The sequence below is a fragment of the Actinokineospora alba genome, assembly GCF_004362515.1.
GTDB lineage: Bacteria > Actinomycetota > Actinomycetes > Mycobacteriales > Pseudonocardiaceae > Actinokineospora > Actinokineospora alba.
In genome coordinates this window covers 419447-433102 of the sequence record NZ_SNXU01000001.1, presented here as the reverse complement: position 1 = coordinate 433102, position 13656 = coordinate 419447, and the positions used below count along the sequence as shown (strand labels likewise).

Sequence of the window (13656 nt, the reverse complement as noted above, 5' to 3'; positions counted from 1 at the left end):
TCATGACCGAGGACTCGGTGATGGCGATGCTGCGATCGGCCTTCCAGGCCGACGCACTCGACGTCCAGGTGTGCTTCGAGGTGCACGCCGCGGGCGTCGTCGTGCACGCCCACATCGACCACGGCGACCTGGCCCTGTACCCGGGCCCGACCTCCGACGCCGACGCCGTGATCGCCGCGGGCCCCACCCTGCAGTCCCCGCTCACCCTCACCGGCCCACCCGAACTCCTCACCTGGTTCACCCACCTGTTCCACCCCCAAGCCCACCCCACCCCCCTAGCCGCCTAACCCCCACATCGCGAGTCGCCCCTCCAGGCAAACGAGTCGCCCCGCCCGGCAAGTGAATTCGACATTCACGAGCCCGAGCGGGGCGACTCGCTTGGTTGCAGGGGCGATTCGCTTGCGTGACGGGGGAACTCGTTTGCCTGGAGGGGGAACTCGCTTGCAGGAAGGGGGAACTCGTTTGCTGGAAGGGGCGACTTGTTTGCCTGGAGGGGCGACTCGCGGTGTGGGGTGGGCATGGCGAAAGGCGCGTTCGGGCGGGGCCCGAACGCGCCTTTCGGTGGGGGTTAGGCGGGGGTGGGTTTGCGTTGGGGTTGGGCGACGGCGTACGGGGCCAGGGCCTCGCGCAGTTCGGCAGGTACCCGGGTGGGCACCGTGTCGTTGTTCGGGCCGCGCATGCACGCGATCCGCTGCTTGCCCTTGGCCACGAGGCTTTCCTTGCCGTCCTTGAGGTGGACGTAGTCGAAGCTGAACAGGATCTGGGTCTGGGTGAGCTCGTCGAGCCGCATCCGCACCGACAGCTCGTCGAACGCGGTGATCTCGGCGAAGAACTCGGCCTCAGCCATGAGGGTGAACAACTTCAGGTCGTCGTCCATGATCTCGGCCAGCACACCGGGCGCCTCCTCGGTGAGGAAGTTCTCCCGGCAGTGTCCCTGCCAACGAAGATAGTTGACGTAGTACACGTTGCCGACGAAGTTCGTCTCCTCGAAGCCGACTCGATGCCTGAGCTCGTAGTACCCAGCCATGGCTTCCCGTCACTCCTCTCCGGATAGGACCGCGAACGCCACCGGGGTGGGCAGGTCGTTGACCGTGGTCACCCAGGTCGCGATCTTCGCGTCGCCCGCGGCGAGCACGATCCAGCCATCGGACTCGACCCGGTCGACGGTGAGGTCCCGCGTCGTCGTGCCGGTCTTGCGCAGGCACTCCAGCGCCGTCCACACCCGAGTGCTCGCCACGTCGGCGTCCTCGCCTGCCTCGGTCATCACCAGGTCGCGGACCCGGCTGAGGCCGTCGCCGAGCAGCCCGGCCCAGTCCTGCTCCGTGCGCTCCACCACCGCCTCGACGTCGCAGCCCAGTCGGCCCGACCCGGTCACCACGAGGCTCAGGCCCGCCCCGTGCGCGGCCGTGATCGCGGCGCCGTCCAGTTCCGGCTTGCCGTCGGGCCGGTACCGCACCGTCACCGGCCCGCCGACGGAACGGCTTGCGGCGAGTTGGGTCTGCGCCCTGCGGTCGGAAGGACCGTCGCCGATCGGGTCCGGCTCGACCACGACCGCGCGGCTGCCACCGAGGACCCGCTCCAGCGAACGCTCCACATAGGACCCGAGCATGGACGGCACCCACGGTCCGGAGCTGTCCTTCTTGCGGACCGCCCGCAGCGTCAGGCCTTCCCAGCGCTCGACCACCTTGCCGGACGGGGAGAGCACGTCGATGTCGTAGACGTAGCTGTCACCGTCCTGCGACCGCTCCCTGGCGTCCATGACGACGAAGTCGACGTCCTGGTCCTCGGGAGACGACAGGTACAGCTTCTCGACCCCCTGCGGCAGCAGGGTCGCGTCGGGCACGCAGCACTGCAGCGAGTGCATCACCGCGTCGCGGGTGCCCGGGTCGGCGAGCACCCGGTCCTGCGGCAGGTAAGCGGCGAACCACGGCGCGGGCGAGGCGGTGGACAGCTCCGCCACCGCGTGCCGCGCACTCGCCCGGCGGTAGCCGGAGAGCCGCTGGAACCGCTTGCCCTGGAACATGACCCCGCCGTAGAGCTCGGTGATCGGGTCGACCGGCACCGGCGGCAGCGCCATGGCCTCCCGCGACGGGCCGTCGTCGGGCAGGGCCGGCTGCGGCAGCCGCAGCGTCGCCCGGAAGTGGTCGGCGCTGAACCCGGTGTCCTCGGCCCGGATGGCCACCGACACCGTCTCCTCGTCGCGGACCAGCGCGGCCAGCCGGACGGTCGTCGCAGTGCCCGGCCGGACCACGATCGGCCGGAGGAACTCGACGTCGGAGAACATCGGCGCGCCGGTCCGGCCGAGCACGGCCGTGGCGACCTGGGTCATCGCCTCCATGCCCACCACGGCGGGGAACAGCAGGTCGCCGTCCAGCTCGTGGTCGGACAGGTACGGGTCGCTGCCCGCGGACAGCTCCACCTCGGTGACCAGCTCGACCTCCGGGTAGTGGACCATCACCCGGTCGACGAAGCGCGCCAGCGGCAGCTCCTGGCTCATGTCCAGGGGCAGCGTCGGCAGCCCGCCCATCCGGCCGGTGATCGTCACCAGCGGACCGGCCGACGGGTCGGCCAGCACCTGGCGCAGCACCTTCAGGCCGTCCTCGACGGAGATCGGGGTGATGCCGTCGCGCACCAGTGCCTCGACCACACCGAGCCGCTCGCCCATCCCGGCGCCCGACCAGACCGACCACTCCATCGCCAGCGCCCGCGCGTTCGGGTGCGCCAGCTGGAAGTCGGCGGTCAGCTCGGACATCCAGTCGTTCGCGGTCGAGTAGTGCGCCTCGCCGCGCAGCCCGGCGCGGCCGATGATGCTGCCGAAGGTCATCAGCAGCTTGATGTTGTTCTCGCCCACCGCGTCGAGCACGGCGCGCAGACCGGCGATCTTGACCGCGATCGTCTGCTGGAACCGCTCCTCGGTCAGGCCCGCCAGCGCGGACGGCTCGTTTCGGCCCGCGCCGTGCAGCACACCGGTGACCGGGCCCAGGTTGGCCTCGAAGGCGGCCACGGCCCGGGCGATCTGGGCGGCGTCGGTGACGTCGGCCCGCTCGTACTGCACGTCGATGCCCGCCGCGGTCATCCGGGCGATGTTGGTCGAGATCTCCTCGTCCTGGGCCACGTCGTCGCGGCCGATCAGGGCGAGCTTGGCGCCGGAGTCCTTGGCCATGGCCAGCGCACACTCCGCGGTGATGCCCTTCGCGCCGCCGGTGACCAGCAGCACGTCGGAGCCGTCGAGCGGGGTGCCGGTGCCCGCCTCGACCGGCGGCTGCAGCACGTGCAGCAGCGGAGCCGTCCGCTGCCCCTCGGCGGTGTAGCGGACCTCGCTGAACGCCTTGGTGGCGGTGGCTTCGAGGATCACGCGGCGCACCGCCTCGTCCACGTCCGCCGCGGTCGACGGCGCGAGGTCGGGCAGCGAGACGATCGTGGTCGGCACGCCGTTCGCCTCCAGGAACGCGGTCCTGGCCAGGCCCGAGGCCCCGAACTTGTTCTGCACCACGACGAACCGGGTGTCGGCGGGCGACTCGACCGCCGCCTGGCCCGCCTTGAGGATCAGGTCGACGTGCTGCTCGCCGCTGTCGGGCAGGCACAGCAGCACACCGTCGCCGATGCCCGCCTCGGCGAGCGCGACCCGCAGCCGCTCGGCCAGCGGGTGGCCCGACGGCGCGAACATCTGCCAGGTGCCCACCGGGCCGGTGCCAGCCTTGACCCTCGGTTCCCGGGCGGGCTGGTAGTCCACCGAGAACGGCCGCACCCACTGGCCGACACCGCCGACCTCGGAGCTGCCGCCGGCGTCCCCGCCTTGGGCGGAGTCGGCCAGCCCGTCGATCAGCTCGGCGAGCTCGCCCAGCGTCACGGTGGCGAAGTTGGTCGTCGCCTCCAGCGTCGGCAGCCCGAGCTGGCGGGTGACGTCGTTGACGATCTGCCCCACGGTGATCGAGCTCAGGTGCAGGTCGTCGAGCGGGTGGGTGCCCGCGGTCACGGTCTCCAGCGGGAGTTCGACGCGTTCCGCGGCGAGCGTGCGGAGCAGGTCGAGCGTGGACGGGCCGTCCTCGCCGGAACCGGTGTTCCCGGCCGACTCGGCAGCGGACCCGGACGCGTCGACGGTGATCGCCGCGGCGAGCTGGGCCAACCCGGCGGAGAGGTCGGGGGCGGCCTCACACGGGCTCTCCAGGAAGGAGAACTCGACGTCGAGCGGCAGCGGCCGCACGACCCGGTCGGCGAACAGCGCCTGGGTGTTCACCTCGGCGCCGAGTGCGAACGCGGCCCCGACGATGGACAGCAGCGAGCTCAGCGACTGGCTGTCGGTGTCGACCGACAGCACCGGCGTGTCCTGCGCGATGTCGCGCAGCAGCCCCGCCAGCACCCGGCCGGGACCGATTTCGACCGCGAGGTCGGCGCCCGCGGCGGCCTTCGCGGCCGCCTCGTGGAAGCGGACCGGGAACACGACCTGGTCGCGCAGCAGCACCCGCAGGTCGGTGTCGGGGTCGAGCAGGTCACCGGTCACCGTGGACACCAGGTCGCGCGTCGGCCTGGTGAAGGTGAACTCGGCGAGCTTCTCGGTCATCGCGTCGGAGGCGGGCTGCACCAGCGGCGAGTGGAAGGCGTGCGAGACGTTGATCCGGTTCGCGGTGATGCCCGCCGACCGCGCCCGCTCGACGACTCGGTCCACCGCGGCGGCGTCGCCCGCGATGACGGTCTGCTTGGGCCCGTTGTATCCGGCGATCACCACCGGGGAGTCCTCGAAGAGCTGCTCGGCCCGGCTCGGCGTGGTGGCGAGACTCGCCATCGCGCCGCCGCCCTGGCTGGCGTTGGCCATGACCGCGCCGCGCGCCTTGGCCAGTGCCAGCACGTCGTCGTCGCCGATGGCGCCCGCCCAGGCCAGCGCGCTCAGCTCGCCGAGGCTGTGCCCGACCGCGACATCGGCGTCGACGCCCAGCGACCGCAGCACCCGCAGGGCCGCGACGGACCCGGCGACGATGCGCGGCTGCGCCACCTCGGTGGCGACCTGGTCGCCACCGGTGGGCACGCCCGCGGCGGTGAACACGGCTTCGGCCTCGGCGAAGCGGCGGCGGATCGCGCCGACCGCGCCCTGCCCGGAACCCTGTCCGGGGAACAGGTAGGCGATCTTCGGCGCGTTCTGCCGGTGGTCGAGGTACACGCCGTCGGCGCCGAACAGGCTCTTCGGCTCGTCCTCGTCGAGCGCGGCGAGCAGCCGGTCGATCTTGGCGGCGGCGTCGTCCGGGCCGGTCGTCACGATCGCGGCCCGCACCCGCCCGCCGGAGAGCTGCCCGGCCAGCGTGGCGGCCAGGTCGGCGACCTCGGCGAACGAGATCGCGGGCACCAGTTCGGCCAGGCCGGCGAGCTGCTCGCGCAGCCCGGCGTGGTCGGCGGCGTCGAGCAGCAGCAGCTCGGCGTCCTGCCTGCTCGCGGTCAGCGCCGCGGTGTCGCTGGGCAGCTCGGCGCGCCGGGTGGTGCCCGGCGCCTGCTGCAGCGCGATGTGCGTGTTCATGCCGCCGAAGCCCATGGCCGAGACGCCGGCTCGGATCGGCTGGTCGGTCGGCCACAGCTCGGCTTCGCGCGGCACGTAGAGCGCCGGGTCGTCGCCGGTGAGCTTCGGGTGCGCGTCGTAGTGGCCGGTGGCGGGCGGGATGACCTGGTGGTGCACCGCCAGCGCCGCCTTGATCAGCCCGCCGACACCCGCGGCGGCCTTGGTGTGGCCGAAGTTGCCCTTGATCGAGCTGATCGCCGCCGGGCGGGCCTCTGGGTCGGAGTTGCGCCGGGCCGAGCCGATCGCCTCGAGCTCGGTCGCGTCGCCGAGCGCGGTGCCGGTGCCGTGGCCCTCGAAGTAGGCGACGGTCTCCGGGCCGTACCCGGCGCGGTCGTAGGCGCGGCTGATGGCGAGCCGGTGGCCCGCCGCCTCCGGGCGGGTGATGCCGCCCTTGCCGTCCGACGACATGCCCCAGCCGGTGATCGACGCGTAGATCCGCAAGTCGCGGGCGATGGCGTCTTCCTCGCGCATCAGCACGACGACGCCGGAGCCCTCGCCGGGCCAGAAACCGTTGGAGTCCTTGTCGTAGATCTTCATCTCGCCGGTGGCCAGCGCGCCGGTCTTGGCGAAGCCGATGACCTCGAACGGGTCGATGGACAGGTCGACGCCGCCCGCGAGGCAGACGTCGAGGTCCCCGTTGGCCAGCGCGTTGGCGGCGGTGGCGATGGAGATGAGCGAGGAGGAGCAGGCGCCGTCGACGGTGTAGCCGCCGCCGCCGAGGTCGAAGTAGTTGCAGATGCGGCCCGCGATGGTGTTGGCGAGCCCGCCCGCGAGCGTGTCCTCATCGATCGGCGGGAATGGCGCCTTGTAGACCGGTTCGAGGTCGCGCAGGAAGGCGCCGGTCTCGTCGGCGTCCCAGCCCTTGGCCTCCAACGCGGCGGCCAGGGTGCGCCGCACGTACGGCCAGCGCAGCCGCATCAGGTTGGCGCGGGCGAACTCGCCGGTGAGGCTGTTGCCGAACACGACACCGGTGGCCTGCTTGGGCAGACCGGCGGCCTCGGGGAAGCCCGCGTCGGCCAGTGCCGTCGCGGCGACGTCCAGCGCCAGCCAGTGCGTCATGTCGGTCGACCGGAAGGTGCTGCCCGCGACCTTGTACTTCAGCCGGTCGAACTCGAAGTCGCGCAGCACGGCCGCCTTCTTGGCGTAGAACCGGTCCGGCGCGTTCTGATCCGGCGAGTAGTAGTCCGCCTGGTTCATCCGCCCGTCGGGCAGCCTGCGGAACGCTCGACGTCCGGATAGGACGTTCTGCCAAAGATCCTCGGTGCTAGCGGCGTCGGGATAACGAAGTCCGATGCCGACGATAGCAATTCGCTCGGAGCTCAACCTGTACCGCCCATTCCTCGACGACCATTCGTTTCGAATCGGCGCGCCTCTAGGCATGGGCCATTCGGCGCGGCGTCGAAGCCGCGTTCGACGAAAGTCCTCGAAACGGTTCCTATTTTCCTAGTCAAGGGTGCAACAGGGGGGTGGGCCGTGCCATCTCCCTCTGTGCCGTGGGGCCGCTCCGATAGTGCTCCAATAGGGCCGGGGTCCGGTGACATCGCACCGATGGAGATGCGCTGAGGCGATTTGCGGACCGACTCTAAGAATGCCACCAGCTCCGGAGGAATCGATGCCATCATTTCTCGGTTCGCTGCGCCAGTACGCACTGGCGCCCAAACTGTCCGCCGTCACGTTCGCCGAGCGCGGGTTCCCCGGCGCGGGCGTTCCCGCGACCGAGCGGCTCGAAGCCATCCCACAGGCGGTGGTGTGCGGGTTCGAGTGGGGGATCGCGGGCCGCGACCTGTGGGACGTCGAGCGTCGGCTCGAACTCGTCGAGCCCGAGCAGCGCGGGTTCGCCTACGAGGGCGCGGCGATGGCGTTCGCCATCCGCGACGCGATGGCGGGCGGCAGCGGCAAGCGCACCCGCGAGCTGCTGCTCGGGCCGGGCGCGCCGCACGTGCTGCTCACCTACATCGGCATCGGGTTCGCGATGGCGCGGCTGCCGCGCCCGCTCTGGCGCAAGATCATCCCGGACCTGACCGGCTCGCCGTACTACCCGACCATGAGCTGGCTGGCCGTCGACGGCTACGGCTTCGACCTCGCCTACTTCCACACCAGCCGCTACGTCGACGAGCAGCGGGTGCCGCCGACCTACCCGTGGGAGGGCTCGCCCGAGTACTTCCCGCGCGCGGTGGACCAGGGCATCGGGCGGGCGCTGTGGTTCATCAACGGCGCCGACCCGGCGGCCGTCGCCGCCGCCGTCGACCGGTTCGCCGAGGAGCGCCGGGCGGACCTGTGGAGCGGCGTCGGGCTGGCCGCGACGTTCGCGGGCGGCTGCTCGGCCGAGGGCCTGGCGCGGCTGCGCGAGCTGGCGGGCGAGCACCGGCCGCAGCTCGGCGTCGGCGTGGTCTTCGCGATCAAGGCGCGGGAGTTCGCCGGACACGTGCCGGAGCACTCGGCGCTGGCCGCCGAGCACCTGGCGGGCGTCTCGGTGGCGGACGCGGTGGCGATCGCCGACCGCACCGAGTCCGAGCCCGGCGACACCGGGGACACCGTGCCACTTTACGAGCAGTGGCGCAGTCGAATTCGTGCGCATTTCGCCGCGGCCACGATTTCCGCGGTCGGCCGGAATGGTCGACCGGCTCGCAAGCCGCGCCGACGCGACGCCCAGCAAGCGTGAAGACGTGCTTATCGCAATGCCGTGTGACCATTAATTCGTGCAACAAAGACGCCGTTTGGACGACGTTTAGGGGACTGACGTGACCGGTTCATGGCGAGCGCTGCGACGTCGCCTCATGACGCCTGACGTGGTCGAGACGACTCTCGACAAACGCGGCTTCCACAAGAAATCCCCCGAGGCTCAGGATCGACTTGAGACCGTCGGGAAGATGTTTCTCGAAGGCTACGCCTACGCGATGGAGGCCCGTACTCCCGCGGACGCCGTGGAGCCGCTGGAGCAGCTGCCGGACTGGTTGCGAGGGTTCGCCTACGAGGGCGCGGGCATGGGACTGGCCGTGTTGGACGGCCTCCCGTTCGGCCGCTCGGACAACGTCGACCGGTTCCTGGAGACCGAGCGCGGCGAGGCGTACCGGTACCTGGTCTACGTCGGGATCGGCTGGGCGATGGCCCGCATCCCGCGGTTCCGCTGGCCGAAGCCCGCGAGCCTCGACCCGATGCTGGTGCCCCTGGTGCTCGACGGCTACGGCTTCCACCAGGCCTACTTCCAGACCGCGCGCTACGTCGACGGCCAGTACCAGGACCCCAAGTTCCCTTGGCCCGCGGGCAAATACGGCGCCCACGCGAACAACGCCATCGACCAGGGCATCGGACGCGCGCTGTGGTTCATCGGCGGCATCGACCCGACCCTCGTGGCCGACAAGGTCGACGCGTTCCCCGAGTCGCGGCGCGCGGACCTGTGGGCGGGCGTCGGTCTCGCCGCCACCTACGCCGGTGGTGTCGACGACGAGGAACTGCGCACCGTCTTGCGCCGCGCGGGCCAGTTCCGCGCCAACCTGGCGCAGGGCAGCGCGTTCGCCGCGGACGCCCGCGTGCGCGCGGGCATCGTCCCCGAGCACTCGGCGCGGGCCACAAAGCTGTTCTGGGACGCGACGCCGGAAGAGGTGGCCCGGGTGACGACGGCACTGCGCCCGACGCTGCCGGTCGACGGCGACGCGCCCGCTTATGAGGTCTGGCGACAGCGCCTTGCCAACGAATTCGTTTCCCTTGGAGGTGTCAACACATGACCGCGATACTTGGCATGCTGCGCAGGCAGCTGACCGGTGTCATCGCGCTCGTGGTCGTCGTCGGCTTCTTCTTCGCGGTGACCCTGCCGCAGAGTTCGGCAGAGACGAAGAGCGACCTGGCGAGCGACTACGCGTTCGCCGGCCACACACCGGCGCTGCCCACATCGGACAAGCAGCAGTCGATCAGGAAGGTCAACAAGGCGTACAAGCACATCGACGCCTGGATGTCCTCGGTCGGCGCGGCGGTCGCGATGAACGACCTCGACGGCGACGGCCTGCCGAACGACCTGTGCCTCGTCGACCCGCGCACCGACCAGGTGATCGTGACCCCGACGCCGGGCAAGGGCGAGAAGCGGTACCAGCCCTTCGAGCTCGACGCGGCGCCGCTACCGGTCAACGACGTGATGGCGCCGATGGGCTGTGTGCCCGCCGACCTCAACGAGGACGGCCGGATGGACCTGCTGATCTACATGTGGGGCCGCACCCCGGTCATCCACCTGCAGAAGGCGAGCCACGGCACGCTTTCGGCCGACGCGTTCAAGCCGACCGAGGCGGTCCCCGGCGACAACGCCGGTCCCAACGGCGAGTACGACGGTCCACAGTGGAACTCCAACGCGGCGACCGTCGCCGACCTCAACGGTGACGGCCACGACGACATCTTCATCGGCAACTACTTCCCCGACGGGCCGATCATCGACCCGAGCAAGGACGGGGGAGTGACGATGAACCACTCCCTGTCGCACGCCCAGAACGGCGGCGAGAAGCACATCCTGCTGTGCAAGGGCGCCACCGCGGGACAGGACCCCACGGCCACCTTCGGGGCGGTTCCGGCCGACGCGCTCCCCGAGGAGGCCAGGAACGGCTGGACGCTGGGGGTCAGCGCCAACGACCTCGACGGCGACCTGCTGCCGGAGCTCTACATCGCCAACGACTTCGGCCAGGACCGGTTGCTGTACAACAAGTCCACGCCGGACAAGGTGAGCTTCGCCAACGTGGAGACGACCCGCACGCCGGGCACCCCGAAGTCGAAGCGGATCGGTGAGGACTCGTTCAAGGGCATGGGCGTCGACTTCGGCGACACCAACCACGACGGCCTCTACGACGCGTTCGTCTCCAACCTGACCGTCGGCTGGGGCATCGTGGAGAGCAACTTCCACTTCGTCAACACCGCGGCGAACCAGGCCGACCTGCGGGCCAAGCTCCAGGACGGAGAGGCGCCGTTCCGCGATGTCAGCGGCGGGGACGGCACCGCGTGGGCGGGTTGGTCGTGGGACGTCAAGCTCGCCGACTTCGCCAACACCGGTGAGCAGCAGATCGCCCAGACCAACGGCTTCATCAAGGGCTCGACGAACCGCTGGCCGCAGCTGCAGGAACTGGCCATGGCCAACGACTCCCTGGTGGCGAACCCGGCCTTCTGGCCCAACGCCAACGCGGGCGACGACATCGCCGGCAGCGAGACGCTGCGCTTCTTCGTCAAGGGTCCCGACGGCCGCTACACCGACGTGGCCCCCGAGCTGGGCCTGGCCGTGCCGATCCCGACCCGCGGCATCGCCACCGGTGACGCCGACGGCGACGGACTGCTCGACTTCGCGGTGGCCCGCCAGTACGGCGAGCCGATCTTCTACCACAACGAGGCGCGCGCTCCGGGCGGCTACCTGAACCTGGTGCTGACCCACGAGCAGGCCGCGTCGGCCGGCAGCGCCCCCGCGCCCGGCTCGCCCGCCACCGGTGCCCAGGTCACGGTGACCACGGCGGACGGCAAGAAGTACATCCAGCGAGTCGACGGCGGCAGCGGCCACGGCGGCAAGCGCAGCAGCGAGGTGCACATCGGCCTCGGCGACGCGAAGGGCCCGGTCGAGGTGCAGCTGAAGTGGCGCGACCGCCAGGGCAAGGCGCACGAGCAGGTGCTCCGGCTCGAGCAGGGCAAGCACGCGCTCGTGCTTGGTGACACCGCTGAGGAGAGGTGAGCAGGGACATGGTCATCCAGGAAGCCAAGCCCGGCGGGAAACCGCCCGCGGGCGGCCCGCCGCGGCACGACCCGAAGATCATCAAGGCGCTGCGCAGGTTCGCCATCTCGATCTCCGTGTTCAACATCGTCGGCTACATCTTCCTCGGGTTCGAGCAGCCGTGGATCTGGCCGTTGGTGGCGATCGCCACCGGCTACGCCACCGAGCTGGTGTTCGAGGCGATCGGCGCCCGGGTCGAGGGACGCGATCCCCGCTACCGCGGCGGCGGCCTCAAGGGTCTGATCGAGTTCCTGTTCCCGGCGCACATCACCAGCATCGCCGTGAACATGCTGATCTACGTCAACGACCGGATCTGGGTGATGATCTTCGCGGTCACCCTCGCGGTGGCCACCAAGTGGATCCTGCGGGCCCCGGTGCGCGGCAAGCTGCGCCACTACATGAACCCGTCCAACTTCGGGATCCTGATGGTGCTCGTGCTGTTCCCCTGGGGCAGCATCGCGCCGCCGTACCACTTCACCGAGGGCCTCAACGACATCGGCAGCTGGATTCTGCCCGCGGTCATCATCATCACCGGCACGATGCTGAACGCGAAGCTGACCGGCCGCATGTGGCTGATCTTCGGTTGGCTCAGCGTCTTCGCGCTGCAGGCCATCGTCCGCGGGCTGCTGTTCGACACGGCGATCGTCGGCGCGCTCTCGGTCATGACCGGTGTCGCGTTCATCCTCTACACCAACTACATGGTGACCGACCCCGGCACGACGCCGTCCAAGCCGTGGGCGCAGTTCGCGTTCGGCGGCGGCGTCGCGATGGTCTACGGGATCTTCATGGTCGCCAACGTCGCGTACGGCCTGTTCTTCGCCACCGCGATCGTCTGCCTGATCCGCGGGATGTTCCTGTGGGGCCTGCACTTCGTGAACAAGGCGAAGGCGCAGTTCGAGGCCGAGCAGGCGGCCAAGGTCGAGGCCGAGTCGGCCAAGCCGCCGATCGCCGCGGTGCCCGACGACGGTGGGCAGACCGCCCACCCGGCCGCGGCATGACCGCCTCGACCCGCCGAGTACCACCGGGGCCGCCCCGCCGGGCGGCCCCGGGGATCCTGCGCCAGCTGCGCGCGGACCGCCTCGGCCTGATGAGCGGGGCGGTCCGCGAGTACGGCGACGCGGTCCGGGTGGCGATCGGCCCGAAGACGCTCTACATCTTCAACCACCCCGACCACGCCAAGCACGTGCTCGCGGACAACGCGGCCAACTACCACAAGGGCATCGGCTACACCGAGGCCAAGCGGGCGTTGGGCGACGGGCTGCTGACCAGCGAGGGCGCGCTGTGGAAGGAACAGCGGCGCACCATCCAGCCGGTGTTCCAGCACAAGCGGATCGCCGGGCAGGCCGACGTGATCATCGACGAGGCGCTCGAACTGGTGGAGCGGCTGCGGGTCCACCAGGGCTCCGGCCCGGTGGACGTGCTCGACGAGGTCACCGCGCTCACCCTCGGCGTGCTCGGCAGCACCCTGCTCGACGCCGACCTCGGCGCGTTCGAGTCGATCGGGCACTCCTTCGAGGCCGTGCAGGACCAGGCCATGTTCGAGATGGAAACCCTCGGCATGGTCCCGCAGTGGCTGCCGCTCAAGGGGCAGCGGGCGCTCCGCACGGCCAGGGCCGATCTCGAGCGGATCGTGGAAACCCTGGTGGCACAACGCAAGGGCAACCCGATCGAGGCGGGCGACGACGTCCTGACCCGGCTCATCGCCTCCACCGCCAAGGAACCCGACAAGCGGGTCGCCGACCGCCGGATGCGCGACGAGCTGGTGACGCTGCTGCTCGCCGGGCACGAGACGACGGCGAGCACGGTCGGCTGGACGCTGAACCTGGTGAGCCAACACCCGGACGTCCGGCAGCGGCTGCACGAGGAGGCGGTGGCGGTCTACGGCGACCGCCGCCCGGCGTATGAGGACCTGACCCGGTTGCGGTACACGCACATGGTGCTCGAAGAGGCCATGCGGCTGTACCCGCCGGTGTGGATCCTGCCGCGGCGGGCGCTCGCCGACGACGAGGTCGGCGGCTACCACGTGCCCGCGGGGTCGGAGGTGCTCATCTGCCCCTACACCCTGCACCGGCACCCGAGGTATTGGCCGGAGCCGGACCGCTTCAACCCCGAGCGGTTCGACCCGGACGTGAAGACGAACCGGCCGCGGTACGCGCACATCCCGTTCGGCGCGGGTCCGCGGTTCTGTGTCGGCAACCACCTCGGGATGATGGAGTCCGCTTTCATCATCTCCACGCTGATGCGCGACCTGCGGCTGGAGAAGGTGCCCGGCGTCGAGGTCAAGCCGGAGCCGATGATGTCGCTGCGCCTAGGCGGCGGACTCCCCCTGACTGTTCACAAGTGGACCGCGGCCGCGGGCCGTTCAGCGGCCTGAATCCCC

The 13656-nt window shown here is 70.7% G+C and carries 8 protein-coding genes; 6 read left to right on the top strand and 2 right to left on the bottom strand.

Features of this window, described 5'->3' with window-relative positions:
* Positions 1–2 precede the first annotated feature (2 nt).
* Positions 3–287, top strand: a complete 285-nt coding sequence (locus tag C8E96_RS02015) for a hypothetical protein (protein ID WP_091370375.1) — start codon at positions 3–5, stop codon at positions 285–287.
* A gap of 281 nt (positions 288–568) precedes the next feature.
* Here C8E96_RS02015 and C8E96_RS02010 read toward each other — a convergent pair whose 3' ends face one another.
* Both C8E96_RS02010 and C8E96_RS02005 read right to left on the bottom strand, forming a co-directional pair.
* The gene (locus C8E96_RS02010) at positions 569–1027 is read right to left on the bottom strand and encodes an acyl-CoA thioesterase (protein ID WP_091370377.1); all 459 of its coding nucleotides are present in this window, start codon (positions 1025–1027) and stop codon (positions 569–571) included.
* Positions 1028–1036: 9 nt separating this feature from the next.
* Positions 1037–6868 (bottom strand): type I polyketide synthase, encoded by a 5832-nt coding sequence (locus C8E96_RS02005; RefSeq protein ID WP_091370379.1) that lies wholly within the window; start codon positions 6866–6868, stop codon positions 1037–1039.
* A gap of 289 nt (positions 6869–7157) precedes the next feature.
* Between C8E96_RS02005 and C8E96_RS02000 the strand changes: the two genes are divergently transcribed.
* The 5 genes from C8E96_RS02000 (at position 7158) to C8E96_RS01980 (ending at position 13650) form a co-directional block, all read left to right on the top strand.
* Positions 7158–8207: a DUF1702 family protein gene (locus tag C8E96_RS02000; RefSeq protein WP_091370380.1), complete on the top strand. Its 1050-nt coding sequence runs from the start codon at positions 7158–7160 to the stop codon at positions 8205–8207.
* Between the two features lie 100 nt (positions 8208–8307).
* A complete protein-coding gene (locus tag C8E96_RS01995; RefSeq protein ID WP_407642664.1) occupies positions 8308–9270 on the top strand; it encodes a DUF1702 family protein in 963 nt (320 codons plus the stop codon).
* A complete protein-coding gene (locus C8E96_RS01990) occupies positions 9267–11237 on the top strand; it encodes a CRTAC1 family protein (protein ID WP_091370384.1) in 1971 nt (656 codons plus the stop codon). Before C8E96_RS01995 ends, C8E96_RS01990 begins: the two co-directional genes overlap by 4 nt.
* A gap of 8 nt (positions 11238–11245) precedes the next feature.
* Positions 11246–12274: an enediyne biosynthesis protein gene (locus tag C8E96_RS01985; RefSeq protein ID WP_091370385.1), complete on the top strand. Its 1029-nt coding sequence runs from the start codon at positions 11246–11248 to the stop codon at positions 12272–12274.
* Positions 12271–13650, top strand: a complete 1380-nt coding sequence (locus tag C8E96_RS01980; protein WP_091370387.1) for a cytochrome P450 — start codon at positions 12271–12273, stop codon at positions 13648–13650. Before C8E96_RS01985 ends, C8E96_RS01980 begins: the two co-directional genes overlap by 4 nt.
* Positions 13651–13656: the final 6 nt, after the last annotated feature.